General features: G+C 62.3%; 23 protein-coding genes. 15 read left to right on the forward strand and 8 right to left on the reverse strand.

Features of this window, described 5'->3' with window-relative positions; genetic code table 11:
* Positions 1 to 67: 67 nt before the first annotated feature.
* The 3 genes from BLS75_RS08760 to BLS75_RS08770 all read right to left on the reverse strand — a co-directional run bounded on the left by BLS75_RS08760 (position 68) and on the right by BLS75_RS08770 (position 5,663).
* Complete coding sequence (locus BLS75_RS08760; RefSeq protein WP_239690653.1) at positions 68 to 3,259, reverse strand: autotransporter family protein; 3,192 nt, start codon at positions 3,257 to 3,259, stop codon at positions 68 to 70.
* Positions 3,260 to 3,513: 254 nt separating this feature from the next.
* On the reverse strand, positions 3,514 to 4,680 hold the full coding sequence (locus tag BLS75_RS08765; protein ID WP_072450668.1) for a patatin-like phospholipase family protein: 1,167 nt from the start codon (positions 4,678 to 4,680) through the stop codon (positions 3,514 to 3,516).
* Positions 4,681 to 4,730: 50 nt separating this feature from the next.
* Positions 4,731 to 5,663 carry a lipid A biosynthesis lauroyl acyltransferase gene (locus tag BLS75_RS08770; RefSeq protein ID WP_072450669.1) on the reverse strand — a complete coding sequence of 311 codons (933 nt, stop codon included), beginning with the start codon at positions 5,661 to 5,663 and terminating at the stop codon, positions 4,731 to 4,733.
* A 122-nt stretch (positions 5,664 to 5,785) separates the two neighbouring features.
* On the opposite strand from BLS75_RS08770, the gene minC reads away from it, so the two are divergent.
* From minC to BLS75_RS08800, 7 genes are all read left to right on the forward strand, one after another.
* Entirely contained in the window at positions 5,786 to 6,520 is a 735-nt protein-coding gene (minC, locus tag BLS75_RS08775) for a septum site-determining protein MinC (RefSeq protein WP_011062649.1), read from the forward strand.
* Positions 6,521 to 6,720: 200 nt separating this feature from the next.
* Positions 6,721 to 7,533 (forward strand): septum site-determining protein MinD, encoded by an 813-nt coding sequence (minD, locus tag BLS75_RS08780; RefSeq protein WP_011062650.1) that lies wholly within the window; start codon positions 6,721 to 6,723, stop codon positions 7,531 to 7,533.
* A complete protein-coding gene (gene minE, locus BLS75_RS08785; protein WP_007898843.1) occupies positions 7,533 to 7,787 on the forward strand; it encodes a cell division topological specificity factor MinE in 255 nt (84 codons plus the stop codon). The genes minD and minE overlap by 1 nt, the downstream gene beginning before the upstream one ends.
* A gap of 92 nt (positions 7,788 to 7,879) precedes the next feature.
* Positions 7,880 to 8,515, forward strand: coding sequence for an RluA family pseudouridine synthase (locus BLS75_RS08790; protein ID WP_041119453.1), 636 nt, complete (start codon positions 7,880 to 7,882; stop codon positions 8,513 to 8,515).
* Positions 8,516 to 8,635: 120 nt separating this feature from the next.
* On the forward strand, positions 8,636 to 9,925 hold the full coding sequence (locus tag BLS75_RS08795) for a M18 family aminopeptidase (RefSeq protein WP_041119454.1): 1,290 nt from the start codon (positions 8,636 to 8,638) through the stop codon (positions 9,923 to 9,925).
* A 111-nt stretch (positions 9,926 to 10,036) separates the two neighbouring features.
* Positions 10,037 to 10,213, forward strand: coding sequence for a hypothetical protein (locus tag BLS75_RS32375; protein WP_011062653.1), 177 nt, complete (start codon positions 10,037 to 10,039; stop codon positions 10,211 to 10,213).
* Between the two features lie 78 nt (positions 10,214 to 10,291).
* Positions 10,292 to 12,448, forward strand: a complete 2,157-nt coding sequence (locus BLS75_RS08800; protein ID WP_041119455.1) for a mechanosensitive ion channel family protein — start codon at positions 10,292 to 10,294, stop codon at positions 12,446 to 12,448.
* Between the two features lie 39 nt (positions 12,449 to 12,487).
* Here the strand turns inward: BLS75_RS08800 and BLS75_RS08805 are convergent, their stop codons facing one another.
* On the reverse strand, positions 12,488 to 13,201 hold the full coding sequence (locus tag BLS75_RS08805) for a UTRA domain-containing protein (protein ID WP_011062655.1): 714 nt from the start codon (positions 13,199 to 13,201) through the stop codon (positions 12,488 to 12,490).
* Between the two features lie 362 nt (positions 13,202 to 13,563).
* On the opposite strand from BLS75_RS08805, the gene BLS75_RS08810 reads away from it, so the two are divergent.
* The 6 genes from BLS75_RS08810 to BLS75_RS08835 all read left to right on the forward strand — a co-directional run bounded on the left by BLS75_RS08810 (position 13,564) and on the right by BLS75_RS08835 (position 18,871).
* On the forward strand, positions 13,564 to 14,631 hold the full coding sequence (locus BLS75_RS08810; RefSeq protein WP_015636612.1) for an ABC transporter substrate-binding protein: 1,068 nt from the start codon (positions 13,564 to 13,566) through the stop codon (positions 14,629 to 14,631).
* 124 nt (positions 14,632 to 14,755) lie between these two features.
* Positions 14,756 to 15,562, forward strand: coding sequence for an alkaline phosphatase family protein (locus BLS75_RS08815; protein ID WP_072450670.1), 807 nt, complete (start codon positions 14,756 to 14,758; stop codon positions 15,560 to 15,562).
* The gene (locus BLS75_RS08820) at positions 15,559 to 16,404 is read left to right on the forward strand and encodes an ABC transporter permease (RefSeq protein WP_011062658.1); all 846 of its coding nucleotides are present in this window, start codon (positions 15,559 to 15,561) and stop codon (positions 16,402 to 16,404) included. The genes BLS75_RS08815 and BLS75_RS08820 overlap by 4 nt, the downstream gene beginning before the upstream one ends.
* Entirely contained in the window at positions 16,391 to 17,191 is an 801-nt protein-coding gene (locus BLS75_RS08825) for an ABC transporter permease (RefSeq protein ID WP_072450671.1), read from the forward strand. Before BLS75_RS08820 ends, BLS75_RS08825 begins: the two co-directional genes overlap by 14 nt.
* A complete protein-coding gene (locus BLS75_RS08830; RefSeq protein WP_011062660.1) occupies positions 17,188 to 18,177 on the forward strand; it encodes an ABC transporter ATP-binding protein in 990 nt (329 codons plus the stop codon). Before BLS75_RS08825 ends, BLS75_RS08830 begins: the two co-directional genes overlap by 4 nt.
* A 40-nt stretch (positions 18,178 to 18,217) precedes the next feature.
* Positions 18,218 to 18,871: an HAD family hydrolase gene (locus BLS75_RS08835; protein ID WP_011062661.1), complete on the forward strand. Its 654-nt coding sequence runs from the start codon at positions 18,218 to 18,220 to the stop codon at positions 18,869 to 18,871.
* A gap of 106 nt (positions 18,872 to 18,977) precedes the next feature.
* On the opposite strand, the gene BLS75_RS08840 is transcribed toward BLS75_RS08835, so the two are convergent.
* Positions 18,978 to 19,940, reverse strand: coding sequence for an NAD(P)H-quinone oxidoreductase (locus tag BLS75_RS08840; protein WP_011062662.1), 963 nt, complete (start codon positions 19,938 to 19,940; stop codon positions 18,978 to 18,980).
* A 138-nt stretch (positions 19,941 to 20,078) separates the two neighbouring features.
* On the opposite strand from BLS75_RS08840, the gene BLS75_RS08845 reads away from it, so the two are divergent.
* Positions 20,079 to 22,163, forward strand: a complete 2,085-nt coding sequence (locus tag BLS75_RS08845; protein ID WP_174395633.1) for a carboxy terminal-processing peptidase — start codon at positions 20,079 to 20,081, stop codon at positions 22,161 to 22,163.
* Positions 22,164 to 22,297: 134 nt separating this feature from the next.
* Positions 22,298 to 24,124, forward strand: coding sequence for a bifunctional diguanylate cyclase/phosphodiesterase (locus tag BLS75_RS08850; protein ID WP_072450672.1), 1,827 nt, complete (start codon positions 22,298 to 22,300; stop codon positions 24,122 to 24,124).
* Here the strand turns inward: BLS75_RS08850 and BLS75_RS08855 are convergent.
* Genes BLS75_RS08855 through BLS75_RS08865 form a run of 3 tightly spaced genes read right to left on the reverse strand, consistent with a single transcriptional unit; the run spans position 24,075 to position 25,201 of the window.
* The gene (locus tag BLS75_RS08855) at positions 24,075 to 24,491 is read right to left on the reverse strand and encodes an SEL1-like repeat protein (RefSeq protein ID WP_011062665.1); all 417 of its coding nucleotides are present in this window, start codon (positions 24,489 to 24,491) and stop codon (positions 24,075 to 24,077) included. The two genes, BLS75_RS08850 and BLS75_RS08855, sit on opposite strands and share 50 nt — an antisense overlap.
* Positions 24,492 to 24,863, reverse strand: coding sequence for a hypothetical protein (locus BLS75_RS08860; protein ID WP_003179080.1), 372 nt, complete (start codon positions 24,861 to 24,863; stop codon positions 24,492 to 24,494).
* Complete coding sequence (locus BLS75_RS08865) at positions 24,860 to 25,201, reverse strand: helix-turn-helix domain-containing protein (RefSeq protein WP_026020021.1); 342 nt, start codon at positions 25,199 to 25,201, stop codon at positions 24,860 to 24,862. Before BLS75_RS08865 ends, BLS75_RS08860 begins: the two co-directional genes overlap by 4 nt.
* Positions 25,202 to 25,289: the final 88 nt, after the last annotated feature.

Raw genomic sequence — 25,289 nt, forward strand, 5'->3', positions numbered from 1 at the left:
CGCCCCCAGGATGGCCTCCTTGAGCTGGAGGCCGTCCTCGCTGGGTTTGCCACAAGACCTGCAAGCACTACCAGCTGTAGCTCAGGTTCAACTGCCCGCCGTAACCGTACTCGCTGGCGCTTCCCGAATGGCCGAATAGATGACTGGATAGCTCCACATCCCGAGCGACCCGCACCTGGGCTCCTACCTTCAATTCCAGAGCATCCCGCGATGGCCTGGCATCGAAGCTGTTACTCCCCATCCGTACCGACGGCACCGCTTCGCTATGCAGCCAGTTGGCTTCGAGAAAGGGTCGCAGCACCGATTCATCGGCTGCCTGACCAGGCTGCTGGTAGAGCCGCACGCCAATACTGGAACGCCAGGAATCGGCAGTGCCACTGCGCAACCGCGTATCCCGCAAGTCTGCGGCCCTGGCGGTATAACGGCTATAGATCAGCTGCCCGCGAGGCTCCACCACCCAGGCCCGGAAGGGAGAATCAGCGGCAAATGGCGCCAATGCATAGCCGGACTCCAGGGAGGTCGACCATAGGTTCGAATCATAATCGGCGGACCCCAGTTCACTGCTCAGCCGGTTGGTATAGCGACCGTACTGCAACCAGGTGTCGACATAGGCGCCCAGCCGGTTCACGTCATCCGCATAGAAAGTGCCATACACGCCCGCCGAATAACCCGAGACCTTGCCATGGGCCTTCGCGCGAACAGCAGTATTGGTGTCGCGGCGCATCAATGTGGAGGTCGAGTCGATGCGCGCGTCGCCATAGCCCGCCATGAGCCCGGCATAGAGCGCGCCTTGCGCGCCCACCGGCCGACGCAGCAAGGCTCCGCCCATCTGCACCACATCGCTGCTGGAATCGATATCGACCTTGCCTTCGGCCATGCGCATGCCCTTGTCATGCCGCCCCTGGGCCCGCATCCAGAGTCCCGAATCCTGGCGGTCGGCCCCCAGGCTGCGCTTGCTGGCACGGTCCTGCAGGCCATGGTCGAACATTGTCCTGGTGGCCTGCTGGGTGCCGATATATGCCCCGCCTTCCGGTGCCACCTGGTGGGCTTCTGAGGTCAGGTACCAGTCATTCGTGTTGCCCGAGTTGCCACCTTGCACCAGGCTGTACTCATAGCCATTGATCGAAAGGCTGCCGACGCTCCAACGATAACCGCTGGAGCCCGTGTCCAGGTAGAAGGCGTCGGCTGCGATGGTTCCGCCATTGATCGCCTGCACCAGGGGGATCCCCACCTGCGTCAGCCCCCCCTTACCGCCAGCGTTGAGCACTCGCACTGCGGTTCGGCCACTAGCCGTTCCACCATCGATGACCAGCCGGTCGCTGGGGGACGTGTCGTCGCCCAGGTGGCTGCTGAATACCATCGTGCCATTACCGATGTAGTCGTTAACGGTCAGGGTCTGGAAACCTGCTGCGCCGAACACCAGCGTACCGTTGTTGGTCAAGGTGCCCAGTGTCGAGTCACTGCGTATGTTCCAGCGGCTGCTGTCATCGAGCAGCAGGCTGTTGATCCGCCCTCCACTCTCGGCCCGCAGAGCCCCCGTCAATTCCGAGCCGGCGCTGAGGCTCAGGTCCACACTGCCGCTCTGGGCAAAGACATCGCCCACCAGCGTCGAGCCGCTGGCCTCGACACTGACCTGGCCGGTATCGACGGGAACATTGTTCAACATTGCCTGGTGGGTCTGCAGAAAGATGCCCTGGGCCTCCTGCCCATCGGCACGCGCAACAATGCTCGAGTTCATCAGAGTGAACTGATGATCGCCGCCACTGGCCAGCAAGCCTGCGCCATCCTGGGTACTGATCTGACTGCCGGTCAGCGAAAGGCTATTGCTCGCCGTCCCGCTGTTGACATAACTCCAGACGCCAGACGCCAGGTCCCCGTGAGTGGCCAGCCGGGAGTTCTCCAAAATTGCTACCGCACCATTGCCCAGTGCCAGGGCGGACGCACCGTTGCCGTTGGTGATGACCTCGGTGCTACTGGCGGCCAGACGTACATCGTCCGCCCGCACGAACAGACCATGGGCCGCTTGCCCATGGGTGACGACCTCAGACTGTGCCAGGCGCAGGTCGGCTCCCGTAGTTTGTGCCAGGGCGCCGAAGGATCCGGCGCCGAAGGTTTCAATCCTGATATTGCTCGCCTCAATGCTGGCATCGCTGTCGAACTGGTTGTACAGGTACAAACCCAGCGAATTCGCACCGTGAGTAGTGATGCTGCCGTTGCTCAGCGTCGCCTGGCCGGCCCGATTATCCAGCCCGTGGGCAGACTGGGCGCCGTAGGTGTCGATGCTGAAGCGATCGGCCACCAGCTTCGTCTCGGGCATGAACATCCATATTCCGCCTGCTTGAGCTCCAGAGGAACTGATGCGGACGTTATTCAACGTGGCGCTGGCGGCGTCGCCATTGAGGTTGAGCCCATAGCCATTGCTGGAGCTCAGCGTTGCATCGCGAATATCGGCTGACGAGCCAACGCCGTCGAAGTCGTACCCCAGAAATACTGCGTCCTCGTGGGCGGTGAGGCTGCCGCCAAGCATCGAGAACTTGCCACCATAAAGTCGGGCGCCGGAGTAGCTTGCAGAAGTGCCATGGCTGTCGATGAAGGCCAGGCTTGATCCGGCCCCCCTGACATACAGAACCGAAGCGTCCTCGCCCGCCGTATTGATGGTGACCGCCTCCAGCGTCATTGAGGCGCGCTGGGACACCTCGGCGCCATATCCGTTGGCATTACTGGTAGAGATGCTCAGATTGCGAGCGTCCAGAGCCGTTCCCGCGTCCGAGGCGACCACGCCATGACCATAGGTGCCGAGGGTGGTAATGCTGCCACCGTCAAGCGTGATACGGCCCCCACCGTGCGCGTACGCACCAAATGATTGCCGGGAAGTGAGCGAGGTGCCACTAGCGACGATCTCACTGCCAGAGCCACGGGCTTCGAGCGCGTAAGTGCGGTGGCTCAGTACCTGGCTATCCACCAGAGTCACGTGTCCACCATCGCTGGCGCTGACCCCAACCGTGAAGTTGCCGACCGGGGAACCGGCCTGGATATCAACCCCTTCGGCATTCAGGTCATTGCCCTTGGCCGAAATGTTGATCGCCGCCCCCGGGCCGTCATAGATCACGGAGTCGCCCGGATGCAGGCTCATCGAATCACCGCCAGCCGGATTGGAGAGATCGATCTGGCCGTATTCAGCAGCTCGCGCCTGGATCGACACAGCCACGAGGGACATCGTAAAAAGGCCCGACAGCGTCGAGCGGACCAATAGTTGCATGGGACTACCTACCACATTTGCGTCGCAGGCTCCTCAAGACAATGTCCACAATTGACAGCAAATGGCCGCAGAAAGCAGGAGGAACCGCGATGATGATCGACATTGATCTCCACCATCATCCAAGCGATCCCGAACCTTTGTAATCAGATTGCTCTTAAAAGACTGCGCCGGCCCTTGGCAGCGCCGGCAATAGAGAGCAGGCAGGGCTGCGCGCATTGTTCCGCACGCAGGCGCTTGCATGCTTCCAAGCGGACTCAGGCCCGTGGCGCGCTCGCCAGCCCAAGGAAGCGCGCCAGCTCCTCGCGCTTGGCCAGGGCGTCACTGCGGCCCAGCTCGATCAGCTCGTTGCAGTAGGCCGCTTCGAACAGCAGATAGCTCAAGACCCCTGCGCCGCTGGTGCGGGTCGCCCCGGGGCCGCGCAGAAACACTCGCAGCGCCGCTGGCAACTCATGCCGGTGGCGTGCTGCTATCTCGTCGATAGGCTGGCTGGGGGCAATCACCAGTACTTCCACTGGAGCAATACCCAGGGCGCGGTCGGCCGCACTGCCGGGCAGCAACCGGCTGAAGTGATTGAGCCGCTCCAGCAATTCGATATCGCTTTCCAGGCTGTCAATGAAGGTGCTGTTGAGCATGTGCCCGCCAATCTGCGCCAGGGTCGGCTCCTGACCGGTATAGGTCCGCTGCCCGGCACTCTCCGGATCGTTGCCCCGCGGGTTGCCGCTGACGCCCACCACCAGCACACGGCTGGCCCCCAGGTGCAGGGCCGGGCTGATGGGCGCCGACTGGCGCACCGCCCCATCGCCGAAATACTCCTGGTCGAGCTTCACCGGCGCGAACAGCAAGGGTATCGCCGAACTGGCCAGCAAGTGATCCACCGTCAGATGGGTGGGAATGCCGATCCGTCGATGCCGCAGCCAGGGATCGATCACCCCGCCCCCTTGATAGAAGGTCACCGCCTGGCCGGATTCGTAGCCGAACGCGGTTACCGCCACAGCGTGCAATTGGCCCTGGGCAATCGCGTCGTTGATGCCCGACAGGTGCATGTGTTCGTTGAGCAGCTCGCGCAGCGGCGAGTTGTTGATCAGCGCCACCGGCACCTGGGCACCCAGCCCCAGCAGGCTGTGGCCGACAAAGCGGCTGGCCTGGCGAATGACCCCGGGCCAGTCGCTGCGCATTACCTGATCACTGCGAAAGTTGCGCCAGAACGCCGTGAGGCGCTGGATCGCCGCAGAAAAGTCCGCGGCGCCACTGGCCAGGCTGACGGCATTGATGGCCCCCGCTGAAGTGCCGACGATCACCGGGAACGGGTTGCGCGCCCCCGGGCCCAGCAACTCGGCAATCGCCGCCAGCACGCCGACTTGATAAGCGGCCCGGGCGCCACCGCCGGAAAGAATCAAACCTGTTACCGGTCCAGCACTCATTGCTTCACTCCATCCATGGCGTACCAGGGCCGCTCATCAAGGCCAGAGGATCAGCCGCGCTTCTTATAGAGCTTGGGCTCGCCTGGCGGCCGGCTCTTGAAGCGACGGTGAGCCCAGAGGTACTGCTCGGGGCAGGCGCGCAAAGCGGTTTCCACCCACTGATTGATCCGCAGGCAATCCTCTTCTTCGGTGGCGCCGGGAAAATCCGTCAGGGGAGCATGGATCACCAGACGGTACCCACTGCCATCGGCCAGGCGTTCCTGGGTGAAAGGCACCACCAGCGCCTTGCCCAGGCGGGCAAACTTGCTAGTAGCGGTGACCGTCGCGGCCTGGATACCGAACAGCGGCACGAAAACGCTCTGCTTGGCGCCATAGTCCTGGTCCGGCGCATACCAGATCGCCCGCCCGGACCGCAGCAGCTTGAGCATGCCGCGCACGTCGTCGCGCTCCACCGCCAGGGAATCGAGGTTGTGGCGCTCGCGCCCGCGGCGCTGGATGAAGTCGAACAGTGGGTTCTTGTGTTCGCGGTACATGCCATCGATGGTGTGTTGCTGGCCCAGCAGCGCCGCGCCGATCTCCAGGGTGGTGAAGTGCAGGGCCATGAGAATCACCCCATGACCGTCGCGCTGGGCCTGCTTGAGGTAGTCCAGCCCTTCGACATGGGCCAGCCGAGCCAGCCGCGGCTTGGACCACCACCAGCTCATGGCCATCTCGAAGAAGGCGATCCCGGTGGAGGCGAAGTTCTCCTTGAGCAGGCGTTTGCGTTCCTCGGCGGACTTTTCCGGGAAACACAGTTCCAGGTTGCGCTTGGCAATTCGCCGGCGCTCACCGGCCACCCGGTACATCAGCGCCCCGAGGGCGCGACCGATGTGCAGCAGTGCGGCATAGGGCAACTGGACAATCAGCCATAACACACCAAGCCCCAGCCACAGCGGCCAGAAACGTGGAGACAAGAATGCAGCTCGAAAACGCGGGCGATCCATTACAGATTCCGGGACAGACAACAAGGTCGCGCATTCTACATCGGTTCGACCTGGCTTGCGGGGCGCGGGCGATCTCGTTATAAGTCTCGGCACTTTTAGTGACAAGCCGCCTTCTGCAGACCATGAGCCAAACCGAATCGCTAGACCAAGATCCTGTGTTCCAGTTAAAGGGCAGCATGCTCGCCATCACCGTGCTGGAACTGGCCCGCAACGACCTCGAAGGCCTCGATCGCCAACTGGCCGCGAAAGTCGCCCAGGCGCCGAACTTCTTCAGCAACGCCCCGCTGGTACTGGCCCTGGACAAGCTGCCTGCTGGCGAAGGCTCGGTGGATCTGCCCGGGCTGATGCGCGTCTGCCGCCAGCACGGCCTGCGGACCCTGGCGATCCGCGCCAGCCGCATCGAAGACATTGCCGCGGCGATTGCCGTCGACCTGCCGGTGCTGCCACCTTCCGGCGCCCGGGAGCGGCCGTTGGAACCACCGGAAAGTGAAATCAAGAAGCCGGAAAAACCGCCGGAACCCACCATCAAACCGACTCGCATCATCACCTCGCCCGTACGCGGCGGGCAGCAGATCTATGCCCAGGGTGGCGATCTGGTAGTGGTGTCCTCGGTCAGCCCCGGTGCGGAACTTCTCGCCGATGGCAATATCCATGTATACGGCCCCATGCGCGGTCGCGCCCTGGCCGGAGTCAAGGGTGACACCAAGGCGCGGATTTTCTGTCAGCAATTGAGCGCTGAACTGATCTCCATCGCAGGCCAGTACAAGGTTTCCGAGGACCTGCGACGCGACCCTCTGTGGGGCTCCGGAGTCCAGGTCAGCCTGTCGGGTGACGTGTTGAACATCACACGTCTTTAACGGATACTGCCGCATTTTCCAAGCATCTCTAAAACGTAGCGAAAACGGCTCAAACGAAGTAGGAAATTGGCAATCAGCAGTGTTTATCGACGATAAACCCTGTCGCTGACCGAGCTCCAGCCAAGGCTGTCCGACTGCAGTAGTTTTCAAGAGATGTTTTTCAGGGGCTAAAAGTCCTTTTTCCTTAGGGGTGAAACACCTTGGCCAAGATTCTCGTGGTTACATCCGGCAAGGGTGGTGTGGGTAAAACCACCACCAGCGCCGCTATCGGTACCGGCCTCGCTCTGCGCGGCCACAAAACAGTGATCGTCGACTTCGACGTCGGCCTGCGTAACCTCGACCTGATCATGGGCTGCGAGCGTCGCGTGGTGTATGACTTCGTCAACGTGGTCAACGGCGAAGCCAACCTGCAGCAAGCCCTGATCAAAGACAAGCGCCTGGAAAACCTCTACGTACTGGCCGCCAGCCAGACCCGCGACAAAGACGCGCTGACCCTGGAAGGCGTGGAAAAGGTCCTGATGGAACTCAAGGAAACCTTCGAGTTCGTGGTCTGCGACTCCCCGGCCGGTATCGAGAAAGGCGCGCACCTGGCCATGTACTTCGCCGACGAAGCGATTGTCGTGACCAACCCTGAAGTGTCTTCGGTGCGTGACTCCGACCGTATGCTCGGCCTGCTGGCCAGCAAATCCCGTCGCGCCGAAAAGGGCGAAGACGCGATCAAGGAACACCTGCTGTTGACCCGCTACAACCCGGAGCGTGTCAGCAATGGCGAAATGCTCGGTGTTGAAGACGTCAAAGAAATTCTGGCAGTGACCCTGCTCGGCGTCATTCCGGAATCCCAGGCAGTGCTCAAGGCTTCCAACCAGGGCGTGCCGGTGATTCTCGACGACCAGAGTGATGCTGGCCAGGCCTACAGCGATGCGGTTGACCGCCTGCTGGGCAAAACCGTGGAGCACCGGTTCCTTGATGTCGAGAAGAAGGGATTCTTCGAGCGCCTGTTTGGAGGTAGATAATGAATCTTTTTGACTTCTTTCGTGCCAGCAAAAAGGTCAGCACCGCGTCGGTAGCGAAAGAGCGTCTACAGATCATCGTGGCGCATGAACGCGGCCAGCGCAGCACCCCTGATTACTTGCCCGCCTTGCAGAAGGAACTGGTGGAAGTGATCCGCAAGTACGTCAATATCGGGTCCGACGACGTGCACGTCGCTCTGGAAAACCAGGGCAGCTGCTCGATCCTGGAACTCAATATCACCCTGCCTGATCGCTGATTGATCCGACGGGAGCCACGGCGGCTCGCGGGCCTCATGCATTGCATCGAGGTCGGCGAGCCGCCGTTGGCGTTTGTTACGAGGCTGTTTCAATGCCGTTGTCGAATATCCACATCCTGCATCAGGACGCCGCCGTCCTGGTGGTGAACAAACCCACCCTGCTGCTCTCCGTCCCCGGCCGCGCCGACGACAACAAGGATTGCCTGATTACCCGCCTGCAGGAAAACGGCTACCCGGAAGCCCGCATCGTCCACCGCCTGGACTGGGAAACCTCGGGGATCATTCTGCTGGCTCGGGACGCAGACACTCATCGCGAACTGTCCCGACAGTTTCATGACCGCGAAACGGAAAAAGCCTACACCGCACTCTGCTGGGGCCAGCCAGAACTGGACAGCGGCAGCATTGACCTGCCCCTGCGCTACGACCCGCCCACCAAGCCCCGGCACGTGGTGGACCACGAATTCGGCAAGCATGCCCTGACCTTCTGGCGCGTCCTGGAACGCTGCGGCGATTGGTGCCGGGTCGAATTGACCCCCATCACCGGCCGCTCCCATCAGTTGCGGGTACACATGCTGTCCATCGGCCACCCGCTGCTGGGCGATGGCCTGTACGCCCATCCCCAGGCGCTGGCGGCCTGGCCACGCCTGTGCCTGCACGCCAGCATGCTCAGCTTCACCCACCCCCAGACCGGCGAGCGCCTGCGCTTCGACTGCCCCGCGCCGTTCTGAGCGCACGCCGCCCAAGCCGGCTTGCGGGCAAAGGCCGCCCCAGCGGCCCTTGCCCGCAAGCCGGCTCCTACAAGGCACTCCTATACGTTAAACTCGCGCCACTGCTGTCTGGAGCTACTTATGCGCGAAGAGTTGAACCAAGGCCTGATCGACTTTCTCAAGGCCTCCCCTACCCCTTTCCATGCCACTGCCAGCCTCGTTCAGCGCCTGGAAGCGGCGGGTTACCAGCGCCTCGACGAGCGCGAGCCATGGACCACCGAAGCCAACGGCCGCTACTACGTCACCCGTAACGACTCCTCCATCGTCGCCTTCAAACTGGGCCGGCATTCGCCCCTGCAAGGCGGTATCCGCCTGGTAGGCGCCCACACCGACAGCCCCTGCCTGCGGGTCAAGCCCCAGCCGGAACTGCAACGCCAGGGCTTCTGGCAACTGGGCGTCGAAGTCTACGGCGGCGCATTGCTGGCTCCGTGGTTCGACCGCGACCTGTCCCTGGCCGGCCGCGTGACCTTCCGCCGCGACGGCAAGGTGGAAAGCCAGCTGATCGACTTCAAGGCACCGATCGCGATCATTCCCAACCTGGCCATTCACCTCAACCGTGAAGCCAACCAGGGCTGGGCGATCAACGCGCAGAACGAACTACCACCGATCCTGGCCCAGTTCGCCGGTGACGAGCGGGTGGATTTCCGCGCGGTGCTGACCGACCAACTGGCCCGCGAGCATGGTTTGAACGCCGACGTGGTGCTGGACTACGAACTGAGCTTCTACGACACCCAGAGCGCCGCGGTGATAGGCCTGCACGGTGACTTCATAGCCGGTGCACGCCTGGACAACCTGCTGTCCTGCTACGCCGGGCTGCAGGCCCTGCTGACGGCCGACAGCGATGAAACCTGCGTACTGGTGTGCAACGACCACGAAGAAGTCGGCTCCTGCTCGGCCTGCGGCGCCGACGGCCCGATGCTCGAACAGACCCTGCGCCGCCTGTTGCCCGAAGGTGACGAATTCGTCCGTACCATTCAGAAGTCGCTGTTGATCTCCGCAGACAACGCCCACGGCGTGCACCCCAACTATGCCGACAAGCACGACGCCAACCACGGGCCGAAGCTCAATGCCGGCCCGGTGATCAAGGTCAACAGCAACCAGCGCTACGCCACCAACAGCGAAACCGCCGGCTTCTTCCGCCACCTGTGCATGGCCGAAGAAGTGCCGGTACAGAGCTTCGTGGTGCGCAGCGACATGGGTTGCGGCTCGACCATCGGCCCGATCACCGCCAGCCATCTGGGGGTACGCACTGTGGACATCGGCCTGCCGACCTTCGCCATGCACTCGATCCGCGAGCTCTGTGGCAGCCATGACCTGGCTCATCTGGTGAAAGTGCTGAGCGCCTTCTACGCTAGCCACGAACTGCCATGAGGCAGAGGGCGGGCGCGTGGACACACGCCCGCCTGTTTCTGATGCACATCAACCCGGGCCGCGACAAAGCGACCTAGACTTACAGTTACTCCTCCTGACAAGGCTGTCGCCATGATCTCGATGTCTTCGTTCCACTCCATGCTCATCCCCATTCTCACGGGCATGATCCTGCTGGCCATCGGCTTCAACTTCCGGGACAAGAACCTCGGTGTGTTCAGCATGTGGATCGGCATGCTGCTGATTCTCGGCACCGTGGTCTACAAGATCCTGGCCAAGCTCGCGGAATAAATGCAGCACTCACCCTCGCATTGAATTTGGCGGCCTCGTACACTCGGTCGATCCATTTTCCCCGAGGTTGACCGCCCAGTGTTCGCTCGTCTTTTTGCCCTGCCCTGCTATGTGCTCGTCTGCCTGCTGACCCTGCTGCCCCTGGGGAGCGCCCAGGCGGTGGGCTTGCCTGGCTTGCTGGGCAACCAGACCAAGGCGCAGCCCCAGGCTGAGGAACCCCTGGGGCAATCCCTGGACGAGGTGATCAAGTCCCTGGAGAACGACCAGCAACGGGCCAAGCTGCTGGCGGACCTGAAGAAACTGCGGGATGCCACGAAAAAAGCCCAGCCCACGCCAGAAGAAGGCGTACTGGGCCTGATCGGCGGCACCCTGTCGAACCTGGAAAAGCAATTCTCCGGGGCCGACAGCCCGGTTACCCGCTGGTCCGACGAGTTCGACCTGGCCAAGGAAGAACTCTCGGCACTGATGCTGCCAGCCAGCCAGTGGCTGCCGATCATCTTTGCCTTTGCCCTGATCCTCATGGTCTGGAGCCTGCTGGCAGCAGCGCTGATCTGGCTCAGCCACCGGGTGCGCCTGCGCTTCGGCCTGACCGAAGACCTGCCCCAGCACCCCAAGACCTGGGACCTGCTGCGCTTTGCCCTGCGCAAGCTCGGCCCCTGGCTGATCGCCCTGTTGATCACGGTCTACATGACCTACTCCCTGCCCTCCTCCCTGGGCAAGGACCTGGCCATGGTCCTGGCCTACGCCCTGGTGGTCGGCACCTGTTTCTCGGCGATCTGCGTGGTGGCGTTCTCCGTACTCGACGGCCCGCACCGCCATCGCGCCCTGTACATCCTGCGGCGCCAGGCCTTCCGCCCGCTGTGGTGGATCGGCAGCTTCGCCGCCTTTGGCGAGGCCCTGAGCGACCCACGCATGGTGGCCAGCCTGGGCCAGCACCTGGCCCATACCGCGGCGACCTTCGCCAATGTCATGGCAGCGCTGTCCACCGGCGTGTTCATCCTGCGTTTCCGCCGCCCCATCGCCCACCTGATCCGCAACCAGCCGCTGTCACGGCGCCTGACCCGCCGGGCCCTGAGCGACACCATCGAGATCATTGGCACCTTCTGGTACCTGCCGGCCCTGGTGCTGGTAGGTATCTCGCTGTTCGCCACCTTCGTTTCCGCCGGCGACACCAGCACCGCCCTGCGCCAGTCGTTGCTGTGCACGGTACTGCTGGTGCTGTGCATGGTGATCAACGGCCTGGTACGCCGCCATGCCCTCAAGCCCCAGCGCGGGCACAAACGCCATGCGCTGTACTCCGAGCGGCTGAAAAGCTTCTTCTACACCCTGGCTCACCTGGCGGTCTGGCTGGCATTCATCGAGCTCGGCCTGCGGGTCTGGGGCATGTCGCTGATCCGCTTCACCGAAGGCGATGGCCATGAAGTCAGCGTCAAGCTGTTCAGCCTCGGCGGCACCCTGATCTTTGCCTGGCTGATCTGGATTCTCAGCGACACCGCGGTGCATCACGCCCTGACCCGTTCGCGCAAGGGCCTGGCCAACGCGCGCGCGCAAACCATGATGCCACTGATCCGCAACGTGCTGTTCGTGGCGATCTTCATCATTGCCACCATCGTTGCCCTGGCGAACATGGGCATGAACGTCACGCCGCTGCTGGCCGGTGCCGGTGTCATCGGCCTGGCCATCGGTTTCGGCGCCCAGTCCCTGGTGGCGGACTTGATCACCGGCCTGTTCATCATCATCGAGGACTCCCTGGCCATCGACGACTACGTCGATGTCGGCGGCCACCTGGGTACCGTCGAGGGCCTGACTATCCGTACCGTGCGCCTGCGGGACATCGACGGCATCGTGCACACCATCCCGTTCAGCGAAATCAAGAGCATCAAGAACTACTCCCGGGAGTTCGGCTACGCGATCTTCCGCGTGGCGATCCCGTACAACATGGAAATCGACGACGCAATCAAGCTGATGCGCGATGTCGGCCAGAAGATGCGCACCGACCCCCTGCAGCGCCGCAATATCTGGTCGCCGCTGGAAATCCAGGGGGTGGAGAGTTTCGAGTCCGGCAGCGCCATCCTCCGGGCCCGCTTCAAGACCGCACCGATCAAGCAGTGGGAAGTGTCCCGGGCGTTCAACCTGTCCCTCAAGCGTCACCTCGACGAAGCCGGGCTGGACCTGGCTACGCCGCGCATGAGCATCCAGGTGATCACCGCAGGCGGCGGCGCGGAAAAGGAGTAATCCTGTAGGAGCCGGCTTGCCGGCTAACGACACTGGCGCCTAAAGAACGTCAACACCGACATGAATCGCGTCATGGCGCCAGAACTCCAGGTCGCAATCGATCAGCCGCTCGTGCTGGTCATAGTTCACCCGGGCAATCCGCAGCCCCGGGCTGCCCACCGAGACCTTCAAGGCCGCCGCCGCTTCCGGCTGCAGTGAGGTGGGCACGATTTCAAAGCGCACCCGTCCGTAGTGCAGGTCGTAATGCCGGGCATAGAGTTCGGTGATCGACTGGTTCAGGTCCAGATCGAGAATCTTCGGAAAATACTTGGGGTTCAGGTAGTGCTCGACATACAGCACCAGCCGCTCATCGATGCGTCGTGCGCGGCAGATCTGGATCACGCTGGACAGTGCTGGCAATTGCAGCCAGGCGCAGACCGCCGCCGATGCCGGTTGCAGGCGCGCGGAAATCACCTCGGTGGAGGGCACCCGCCCCTGGGCGCTGACCATGGCGTGGAAGTGGCTGCGCTGCATCAGGTTGTAGGCCAGGCGCGGCGGCGAGACAAACCAGCCACGACGCTCTTCACGGTAGATCTGGCCCTGGGCCTCCAGTTGCAGCAGGGCTTCACGCACAGTGATGCGGGTGGTGGCGAACAGCTCGCTGAGCTTGCGTTCGGCCGGCAGCTTGCTACCGGGCGCCAACAGCCCGTGGGCGATCTGCTCCTGCAGGACCTGGCCGATGGCTGTCACCGCTTTGGTTGCATCAATACGCATCAACGTTACCTATCTGGACTAGACCAGCACTGTTTCAGGGCAGCGCAATGGCCGGGGCAGTGCTCTGCATCCGTGCCCAAAGCCTAGGCAATGCATATGACTGACAGATGACAAAGGCGCTCAACGGGCCTGCCACCGACTTGCAAATTACCCGCCAGATCCTTGCTCTGCGCGTGTTTGGCCATGGTCTACGCTTATTTCGCAGCCCTGGACCTGCGCCCTAATCCTCGCGCCGATCATGGGTACCGACATCAAAGTGTCATCCAACCCACCTAAATTGGCTCAGGTATTGCTGACCTAGACCAACCCACCGCAAGACTGTCGATAAAACGCAGCGTTGAACACGCCCAAAGGAGCTTCGGATGAAACAGCTTTTCCTGGCATCACTGTTAGGCTCGACCATTGCCCTGTGCACCGCCGCCATGGCTGCTGATAACGATTTGAAAACCCTGGAAGCCGCTGCGAAAGCAGAAGGCGCGGTCAACAGCGTCGGCATGCCCGATGACTGGGCCAACTGGAAAGGCACCTGGGAAGACCTGGCCAAGACCTACGGCCTCAAGCACATCGATACCGACATGAGCTCGGCCCAGGAGATCGCCAAGTTCGCCGCCGAGAAAGACAATGCCAGCGCCGATATCGGCGACGTTGGCGCAGCCTTCGGCCCGATCGCGGTCAAGCAGGGCGTGGCCCAGCCTTACAAGCCGAGCACCTGGGCCCAGGTCCCAGATTGGGCCAAGGACAAGGACGGCAACTGGGCGCTGGCCTACACCGGCACCATCGCCTTCATCATCAACAAGAAGCTGCTGCACGGCTCCGAAGCGCCGAAGAGCTGGGCCGACCTGGAAAAGGGCAAGTACAAGGTTTCCATCGGTGACGTGAGCACCGCCGCCCAGGCCGCCAACGGCGTACTGGCCGCCGCCATCGCCAAGGGCGGTGACGAGAAGAACATCCAGCCGGCGCTGCTGATGTTCGCCGAAATTGCCAAGCAGGGGCGCCTGTCCCTGGCCAACCCGACCATCGCCACCATGGAAAAGGGTGAAGTGGAAGTGGGCGTGGTCTGGGACTTCAACGGCCTGAGCTACCGCAACAAGATGGTCAACAAGGACGACTACATCGTGCTGATCCCGTCGGACGGCTCGGTGATCTCCGGCTACACCACCATCATCAACAAGTACGCCAAGCATCCCAACGCCGCCAAGCTGACCCGCGAGTACATCTTCAGCGACGCCGGCCAGACCAACCTGGCCCGCGGCAATGCGCGGCCGATCCGTGCCGAGCACCTGACCCTGCCGGCGGACGTCCAGGCCAACCTGCTGCCCAACGAGCAGTACAAGCACGTAACGCCGATCAAGGACGCCGATGCCTGGGAGAAAACCTCCAAGGGCCTGCCGCAGAAGTGGCAGGAAGAAGTGATCATCAACATGCAGTAAGGCTGCATCCCTGTAGGAGCCGGCTTGCCGGCGAATGGCTCAAAGGCGCTGCACAGACAAGCGCACACAGGCCACTCGCCGACAAGCTGGCGCCTACACACCCGATCCCGGAGTCCTCCACCTCATGAAGCACAACGTCATCCTTGTGGTGCTCGACGGCCTCAACCACGAAGTTGCCCGACACGCCATGGGGCACCTGCAAGCCTACGTCGGTGCTGGCCGCGCCGCCCTGTACAAACTGCAATGCGAACTACCTGCCCTCTCCCGCCCGCTGTACGAATGCATACTCACCGGCGTGCGGCCGATCGACAGCGGTATCGTGCACAACCAGGTCTCGCGCCTGTCCAACCAGCGCAGCCTGTTCCACTACGCCCGCGAGGCCGGCCTGAGCACTGCCGCCGCGGCCTATCACTGGGTCAGCGAGCTGTACAACCGTTCGCCCTTCAACGCCCCGCAAGACCGGCACACCGCAAACCCTGAACTGCCGATCCAGTACGGCCACTTCTACTGGAGCGATCATTACCCCGATTCCCATCTGTTCGCCGACGCCGAGGACCTGCGCCTGCGCCATCAGCCCAACCTGCTGCTGGTGCATCCGATGAACATCGACGACGCCGGACACAAGCATGGCCTGGACAGTTCGCAGTACCGCAACAGCGCGCGCTCGGCGGACATCATTCTCGCCGACTACCTGCAAGGCTGGCTCAACGCCGGCTACCAGGTGCTGGTGACGGCCGACCACGGCATGAACAACGACCGCTCGCACAATGGCCTGCTGGCCGAGGAGCGAGAGGTCCCGCTGTTCGTTCTCGGCGACGCTTTCAGCCTCGACCCCGCTGCCGCGCCGAAACAGACCGAACTGTGCGGCACCGTCTGCCAATTGCTGGGCGAGCCCCATGACAAACCTTTCTGCCGGGAGCTGTTGAAGTGAATTCAGTCACCCGTGGCAAATGGCTGGCGGCCCTGTGCCTGGTGCCCTTCGCCCTGTTCTTCATCGTGTTCCAGATTGCCCCCCTGGTGTGGGTGCTGATCAACAGCCTGCAATCGGAAGAGTTCGGCTGGGGCCTGGCCAACTTCACCAGGATCTTCAGCTCGAAGTTCTACCTGCAGGCCATCCAGTACAGCCTGGAGATCAGTTTCTGGTCCAGCGTGTTCGGCATCATCATCGCGGTGCTGGGCAGCTACTCGCTGCGCCGGGTGGATTCGCGCCTGCGCAACTTCGTCAATGCCTTCGCCAACATGACCAGCAACTTCGCCGGGGTGCCCCTGGCTTTCGCCTTCATCATCCTGCTGGGCTTCAACGGCACCATCACCATCATGCTCAAGCAGTCGGGGATCATTCAGGATTTCAACCTGTACTCCAAGACCGGGTTGATCATTCTCTATACCTACTTCCAGATCCCCCTTGGCGTGCTGCTGCTCTACCCGGCCTTCGACGCCCTGCGCGAGGACTGGCGTGAGTCCGCCGCCTTGCTGGGAGCCAACGGCTGGCAGTTCTGGCGGCATATCGGCCTGCCGGTGCTGACCCCGGCGCTGCTGGGCACCTTCGTCATCCTGCTGGCCAACGCCCTGGGCGCCTACGCCACGGTCTACGCCCTGACCACCGGCAACTTCAACGTCCTGCCGATCCGCATCGCCGCCATGGTCTCCGGGGACATCTCCCTGGATCCGAACATGGCCAGCGCCCTGGCCGTGGTGCTGGTGGCGCTGATGACCCTGGTGACCATCGTCCATCAACTGCTGTTGAAGAGGAGCTACCATGTCTCGCGCTGAACCCGGCTCCGCCGCGCTCTACCACCGAGTGATGGTCTACCTGCTGTTTGCCGTCCTTCTGCTGCCGCTGCTGGGGACCTTCGTCTACTCGATTGCCAGCAGCTGGTCGGCGACCATCCTGCCCAGCGGCTTCACCTTCAAGTGGTACCTGCAGCTGTGGAGCGACCCACGGTTTCTCAATGCCTTCGGCCAGTCATTGCTGGTCTGCGTGGGTGCGCTGGTGCTTTCAGTGGTGCTGATCCTGCCGCTGCTGTTCGTGGTGCACTACCACTTCCCCAAGCTCGATGCGCTGATGAACATCCTGATCCTGCTGCCCTTCGCGGTGCCGCCGGTGGTGTCCTCGGTGGGCCTGCTGCAACTCTATGGTTCGGGGCCCTTCGCCATGGTCGGCACGCCCTGGATCCTCATCGGCTGCTACTTCACCGTGGCATTGCCGTTCATGTACCGGGCCATCACCAACAACTTGCAGGCGATCAACCTGCGGGACCTGATGGACGCGGCCCAACTGCTGGGCGCCAGTACCTGGCAGGCGGCCTTCCTGGTGGTCCTGCCGAACCTGCGCAAGGGCCTGATGGTGGCGCTGCTGCTGTCCTTCTCGTTCCTGTTCGGCGAGTTCGTGTTCGCCAACATCCTGGTGGGCACCCGCTATGAAACCCTGCAGGTCTACCTGAACAACATGCGCAACAGCAGCGGCCACTTCACCAGCGCCCTGGTGATTTCCTACTTCTTCTTCGTGCTGCTTCTGACCTGGGCCGCCAACATCTTGAACAAGGACAAAAGCCAATGAGCTTCGTCAGCGTCCAACACCTGCAAAAGAACTATGCGGGCACCACGGTATTCAGCGACATCAATTGCGAAATCCGCAAGGGCGAGTTCGTCACCCTGCTCGGCCCTTCCGGCTGCGGCAAGTCGACCCTGCTGCGCTGCATCGCCGGACTGACCCCGGTGGACGGCGGCAAGATCCTCCTCGACGGCCAGGACATCGTGCCCCTGAGCCCGCAGAAACGCGGGATCGGCATGGTGTTCCAGAGCTACGCGCTGTTTCCCAACATGACCGTGGAACAGAACGTCGCCTTTGGCCTGCGCATGCAGAAGGTCGGCGCCGAAGACAGCCGCAAGCGGGTCCAGGAAGCCTTGCAACTGGTGGAGCTCAACGACTTCGCCAGCCGCTACCCGCACCAGCTGTCCGGTGGCCAGTGCCAGCGCGTGGCCCTGGCCCGCTCTCTGGTGACCCGCCCGCGCCTGCTGTTGCTGGACGAACCGCTGTCGGCCCTGGATGCACGGATCCGCAAGCACTTGCGCGAACAGATCCGCAACATCCAGCGGGAACTGGGCCTGACGACGATCTTCGTCACCCACGACCAGGAAGAAGCCCTGACCATGTCCGACCGGATCTTCCTGATGAACCAGGGCAGGATCGTCCAGAGCGGCGATGCCGAAACCCTCTACACCGCCCCGGTGGACGCCTTCGCCGCGGGCTTTATCGGCAACTACAACCTGCTGGATGCCGACAGCGCCAGCAAGCTGCTGCAACGGCCGGTCAGCGGCCGCATCGCCATCCGGCCGGAAGCCATCGAACTGCGCAAGGAAGGCCCACTGGATGCGCTGGTACGCAGCCACAGCCTGCTGGGCAACGTGATCCGCTATCGGGTCGAGGCCCGAGGCGTGGAGCTGGTGGTGGATGTACTCAACCGCTCAGCCGATGATCTGCACGCCGACGGCCAGCGTCTGGCATTGAGCATCGATCCGACAGCCCTGTGTGAGGTAGCCTGATGGCATTCACGCAATTGATCCTGAAGAGAGAGCGGCACTGATGGCCTTGGCAATTTTTGATCTGGACGAAACCCTGATTCACGGCGACTGCGCCACCCTCTGGAGCGAACAGATGGGCCGCCTGGGCTGGGTCGACAGCGAGTCGTTCATGCGTCGCAACCATGAGCTGATGGACGCCTACAGCCATGGCAAGCTGGCCATGGAGGAGTTCATGGACTTCAGCCTGGAACCCATGAGCGGACGCACCCCGGAAGAGGTCGCGCACCTGGTCGAACCCTGGGTCGAAGAGGTGATCGAGCCGATCATCTTCAGCGACGCCTGCAAGGCCATTGCCGCCCACCGCCAGGCCGGCGACCGGATCCTGGTGATCTCGGCCTCGGGCACTCACCTGGTGAAGCCGATTGCCGCGCGCCTGGGTATCGACGAAGTCCTGGGAATCGAGCTGGAGGTGCAGCATGGGGTCTACAGCGGCCGCACCGTTGGCACCCTGACCTACCGCGAGGGCAAGATCACCCGCCTGCTGCAATGGCTGGATGCCGAGGAAGAAAACCTGGAAGGCGCGACCTTCTACTCCGACTCGCGCAATGACCTGCCGTTGCTGCTGCGCGTGGACCACCCGCAGGTGGTGAACCCGGATCCGGTGCTGCGTGAACATGCGCAGAAAGCCGGCTGGCCGATCCACCACTGGAAGTGACCCGCCCCAGAGATCCCCGGAGCTGGCTTGTGTAGGAGCTGGCTTGCCAGCGAACAGACCGCCAGGCCTGACGCCCCCTTCGCCGGCAAGCCGGCTCCTGCAGGGCTCAGGTCAGGCTGGGGTCGATCACCAGCACCAGCTTGCCCGAGACCTGATTGGTCGCCAGCTCCGCAAAAGCGGCTTCTGCATCCTGGATCGCAAAGGTCCTGGCCAATTGCGGGCTCAGGCGCCCTTCGCTGAACAACGGCCAGACATTCTGCCCAAGGTCGCTCAACAGGTCGGCCTTGAACTGGTCATTCCGGCTGCGCAGGGTCGACCCCAGAAACTGGATCCGCTTGGCCAGCACCTGGGCCAGGTCCAGCTGCGCTTCGCGCCCGCCCATCAAGCCGATCAGCACCCAACGTCCATCCAGGGCCAGCAGCTTGAGGTTGTTGGCCACATAATTGGCGCCCACCGGGTCGAGAATCACATCAAAAGGCCCAAAGTCCCGCAGCGCCTCAATGCCATCGGTACGCACCACACCGCCCTGGGCACCGAGGCTCTCGCAGTAGGCCAGGCGATCGGCTGAACCAACGCTCACCCAGCACGGGTTGCCGAACGCCTTGCACAGCTGGATAGCCGCCGAGCCGACGCCACTGGCGCCAGCGTGCAGCAGGACCTTCTCGCCCGGCTTGAGCGCTGCCAGCTGGAACAGATTCAGCCAGGCTGTGCTGTAGACCTCGGGCAGCGCCGCAGCCTCGGCCAGGGACAACCCTTCGGGTACTGGCAGTACATGGCGGGCATCGACCACCACCTCTTCAGCCATGCCTCCGCCCGCCAGCAGGGCACAGACCCGATCACCCACTTGCCAGGACGAACCCGGGCCCACTTCACTGACTACCCCGGAGCATTCCAGGCCAAGGGCCTTGCTGGCTCCGGGAGGTGGGGGATAGAGCCCCGCACGCTGCAACAGGTCGGCCCGATTGAGGCCAGCAGCCGCCACCCGAATGCGAACTTGCCCCACATCACAGGCCGGACTTGGCTCTTCCACCCACTCCACATGACCTTCAACGCCTTGCAATGCTTTCACAGTGCCTCCATAGTGAGTCTGGACTGAGCCCGGAGCGGTAGCACCGGGCTTTTTGCATTATGCGACCGGTCCTTATGGAACCGGCGACTTCAAAGACGGCCTAATATGCGTTATCAATTGCCCCCGCGTCGAATCAGCATGAAGCATTTGTTCCCCAGCACCGCCCTCGCTCTTTTCATTGGTTTCGGCCTGCTGCCGATGTCGACCAATACGTTCGCAGCCAATAGCTGGGACAATCTTCAGCCCGATCGCGATGAGGTAATTGCCAGCCTCAATGTCGTTGAACTGCTCAAACGTCATCACTACAGCAAACCGCCGCTGGATGATGCGCGCTCGGTGATCATCTACGACAGCTACCTGAAGCTGCTGGATCCGTCGCGCAGCTACTTCATGGCCAGCGACATCGCGGAGTTCGACAAATGGAAAACCCAGTTTGACGACTTCCTCAAGAGCGGCGACCTGAACGCCGGGTTCACCATCTACAAGCGCTATCTGGACCGGGTCAAATCCCGCCTGGACTTCGCCCTGGCCGAGCTTAACAAGGGCGTCGACAAGATCGACTTCACCACCAAGGAAACCTTGCTGATCGATCGCAAGGATGCTCCTTGGCTCAAGACCACCGCCGAACTCGACGACCTGTGGCGCAAGCGCGTCAAGGACGAAGTGCTGCGGATGAAGATCGCCGGCAAGGATCCCAAGCAGATCCAGGAAACCCTGACCAAGCGCTACAAGAACCAGCTGGCGCGCCTGGACCAGACCCGTGCCGAAGATATCTTCCAGGCCTACATCAACACCTTCGCCATGTCCTACGACCCGCACACCAACTATCTGTCGCCGGATAACGCGGAAAACTTCGACATCAACATGAGCCTGTCGCTGGAAGGCATCGGCGCCGTGTTGCAGAGCGACAATGATCAGGTCAAGGTCGTGCGCCTGGTGCCGGCAGGTCCTGCCGACAAGACCAAGCAGGTAGCCCCTGCGGACAAGATCATCGGTGTGGCCCAGGGCGACAAGGAAATGGTCGACGTGGTGGGCTGGCGCCTGGACGAAGTAGTCAAGCTGATCCGTGGTCCGAAAGGCACCCTGGTACGCCTGGAGGTAATCCCGGCCAGCAATGCGCCAAACGACCAGACCAGCAAGATCGTGCCGATCACCCGCGAAGCGGTGAAGCTCGAAGACCAGGCGGTGAAGAAGTCGATCCTCAACCTCAAGCAGGACGGCAAGGACTACAAGCTCGGGGTGATCGAGATCCCGGCCTTCTACCTGGACTTCAAGGCCTTCCGCGCTGGTGATCCGGATTACAAGAGCACTACCCGCGACGTGAAGAAACTGCTGACCGAGTTGCAGAAAGACAAGGTCGACGGTGTGGTCATCGACCTGCGCAACAACGGCGGCGGTTCCCTCCAGGAAGCCACCGAGCTGACCAGCCTGTTCATCGACAAGGGTCCTACCGTGCTGGTGCGCAACGCCGACGGCCGGGTGGATGTACTGGAAGATGAAAACCCCGGCGCCTTCTACAAAGGCCCGATGGCACTGCTGGTCAACCGTCTCTCGGCTTCGGCTTCGGAGATCTTCGCCGGCGCCATGCAGGACTACCACCGCGCCTTGATCATCGGCGGCCAGACTTTCGGCAAAGGCACCGTGCAGACCATCCAGCCGCTGAACCACGGCGAGCTGAAGCTGACCCTGGCCAAGTTCTACCGGGTTTCCGGGCAGAGCACCCAGCACCAGGGCGTGCTGCCGGATATCGGCTATCCGTCGATCATCGACACCAAGGAAATCGGCGAAAGCGCCCTGCCTGAAGCCATGCCATGGGACACCATCCGCCCGGCCATCAAGCCTGCGGTAGACCCGTTCAAACCGTTCCTGGCTCAGCTCAAGGCCGAACACGAAAGCCGTTCGGCGAAAGATCCGGAGTTCGTGTTCATCCGCGACAAGCTGGCCCTGGCACAGAAGCTGATGGCGGAAAAAACCGTCAGCCTCAACGAAGCCGATCGCCGGGCACAGCATGCCGACATCGAAGCCAAGCAACTGGCCCTGGAAAACGCCCGTCGCAAGGCCAAGGGCGAGGAGCCACTCAAAGAGTTGAAGAAAGAAGACGAGGACGCGCTGGCCGCTGCCGAGCCGGACAAGACCAAGCCGGAAGACGACGCCTACCTGAGTGAAACCGGGCGCATCCTGCTGGACTATCTGAAGCTCAACACCTCGGTGGCCAAGCACTGAGGATGATGGCAATTTAATTCGATCACGCCTCGGATCGTCATTAAACAGTCATCATTCTGTCGTGAAATAAAGGACCGGGCGCCGCTCTCTAGCCAGAGCCGCGCCCGGTCCTTTTTTTATCGACAGAGATCGCCATGACCACGACCGAACAGCTCAGTGCATTGAGTTCAATCCTGGCTCAAAGCGGTTTGCACAGCCTGTTCCAACCGATCATTTCCCTGTCCGAGCGGCGCATCCTGGGTTATGAGGCCCTGAGTCGCGGCCCCTCAAACAGCCCTCTGCACTCCCCTGTCGCGCTGTTCGCCGTCGCGCGCCAGGCCGGGCGCCTGAGCGAGCTGGAGATTGCCTGTCGGCAAAGCGCCTGCAAACGCTTCAGCGAACAACAACTGCCCGGCAAGCTGTTCCTCAACGTTTCACCGGAATCCCTGCTGGAGGCCGCCCACCAACCAGGGCGTACCTTGCAGCTGCTTGAGGACTTCGGCATACCCCCCAGCCAGGTGGTGATCGAGCTTACCGAACAGACCCCGATCGACGATCTCCAGTTGCTGCAGAACGCCCTGCACCATTACCGCGACATGGGTTTCTCCATCGCCCTGGACGACCTGGGCGCCGGTTATTCGAGCCTGCGCCTGTGGTCGGAACTGCGCCCGGACTACGTGAAAATCGACCGGCACTTTATCGACGGCATTCACCAGGATGCCCTCAAGCGCGAGTTCGTCGGCTCGATTCTGCAAATCGCAAAAGCCTCCCGCGCCCAGGTGATCGCCGAAGGGATCGAACTGACCGAAGAACTGGCAGTGCTGACCGAGATGGGCGTCGACCTGGTCCAGGGCTACCTGTTGTGTCGCCCCCAGGAACAGCCGCCGAGGGACGCTCGGGCAATGATGCCCAAGCATGATCACACCAGCGTGGCCCTCAACGATGATGGCAGCGACCTCAGTGCGCTGCTCAACGAGCAACCGGCCGTTGCCCGCAATACGCCCACCGCCAACGTCCTGGAAGCCTTTCGCCGGCAAGCCAACCTCAACTCCCTCGCGGTGCTGGACGAACAGGGGCAGCCTTGCGGCATCGTCCATCGGCACTCGCTCTCCGACGCCCTGCTCAAGCCCTTTGCCACCGACCTGTTCGCCCGCAAGCCCATCAGCCGCCTGATGAACGATGACTTTCTCGCGGTCGAACTCAGCCAGTCCCTGCAGCAGGTCAGCCGCCTGATCACCAGCCGCGCCCGCCAACGCATCGAGGAAGATTTCATCATCACCTTGAATGGCCATTATCTGGGGCTGGGGCGGGTCATCGATGTGCTCAAGCTGATTACGGAGCTGAAGATCCAGCAAGCCCGCTACGCCAACCCGCTGACTCTGCTGCCCGGCAATGTGCCGATCCAGCAGTGCCTGAGCCGCCTGCTGCAGCAAGCACGGGAATCGGTGATCTGCTACGTCGACATCGACAGTTTCAAACCCTTCAACGATATCTATGGCTATGGCCGCGGCGATGAGGTGCTGCTGTGCCTGGCCCAATGCCTGAACGACCGGGTAGACCCGAGCCGCGACTTCGTCGGACATATCGGTGGGGATGACTTTCTGCTGGTGCTGGGGCCGGAAGACTGGCGCCGACGGCTCAACCAGTTGCTGGATGACTTCCACAGCCAGTGCCGGCGCTTCTACCGCAGCGAACACCTGGAGGCTGGCTGCTTTGTCGCCCCCAATCGGCAAGGTATCCGTCAGGAATTTCCCTTGCTGTCACTGTCCATCGGCGTAGTGCACCTGTATCCACAGGCCTGTGGCCAACTGGACTCCAGCCAACTGGCGGAGCTGGCCTCCCAGGCCAAGCATCACGCCAAGAATATCCAGGGCTACAGCATCCATGTGATCGACAGCCTGGAAGCGGCAGCCAGCCTGGGAGCGCAAAACCTCAGTGAGCCGCTGCGGGATCAGTCGGCTGATCGAGCTGCGTCAGTTTGAGCGCCGCAAGAGGATGCCCGGCCTGGGCCGAAAGCGTCCACCAGCGCGCCGCTTCGACAGCGTCGGGAGCCTTGCTGGGCGAGCCGGCCAGGCTGATCACGCCCAACTGATAGGCTGCCTTGCCATCCCCCGCCAGTGCAGCCAGACGCAGCAGGCGTTGACCTTCTTGACGGGCGCCAAGCCCCTGCCCACGAAAAGTCAGGATGTGCCCATAAAAGCTCAGCGCACCGACATTGCCCAGATTGGCCATGCGCGCGAACTGACCTTCCATCCAACGCCAGACACGGGGTTGGCGGACAAACCACGGCCAATGAAACAAACGGCGCGCCAGCCAATAGCCGAGTCGCGCCTTGAGTGCCAGGAACATTCAAGCCTCCGCTGATTCGGGATACTCGTACTCGAAGACCCGCACCACTTCCGAGGCATGCCATGAAGCCGCGGCAACACCGTCGGAAGGGCCGGAAAAACGCCCCAGACGCTCCACGCACTCGAAGAAGCCGGTACGCGGCAAGCGGCTGGCCCCCTGGCTGATCACCAGGGAACTGCGCAAAGGCTGTTCGGCCCGTGCATCCAGCGCTGCCAGATGCTCCAGCGCGGCTGTCAGGGTCTGCATGGCCGGGCTGGGCAGTTGCAAGCGCTCCAACAAGGCTCGATAGGTTAAAAGATGCCGCTGACGACGGGCCTGATCCAGCTCACCCAACAGCCCATCCCAGTGCTGACGACTGATCCTTACACTCACGATTGCTCCCTCCACCCCGGCACCGTCAACTCCCAGGCCAGGCTGCGGCGAATCGCAGCGTCGGGTTGACGCTCGCCACTTTCAATCAGGGCCAGGTAAGACGGACTGATACCAACTTTGCGGGCCAGCGCCTCGATGGCGATGCCCTTCCCTTCGCGCAGACTGCGCAATTGATCCAGGCCCGGAAGATTCTGGGCTGGTGGCGCTGCCTGAGAAGTTGCGACAGCGTGCGGTGGTTGTTCGGTAAGACCTGCGGCTGACAATAAAGCTTGATACTGAGCCCACGGCAGAACCGCATATTCGGGCTCGCCATCGCGTTCAATAATCTGAATATCCATTACTACCCCGTAGGACAACGACACTTAGCGAGTCGGACTTTTCCCTTGAAGTGTAATCCTAACAGCGGCAATGGTCGCGGGGAGCATG

Origin of the sequence: Pseudomonas sp. NFPP12 (genome assembly GCF_900103205.1) — a bacterium.
GTDB classification, from domain to species: domain Bacteria; phylum Pseudomonadota; class Gammaproteobacteria; order Pseudomonadales; family Pseudomonadaceae; genus Aquipseudomonas; species Aquipseudomonas protegens.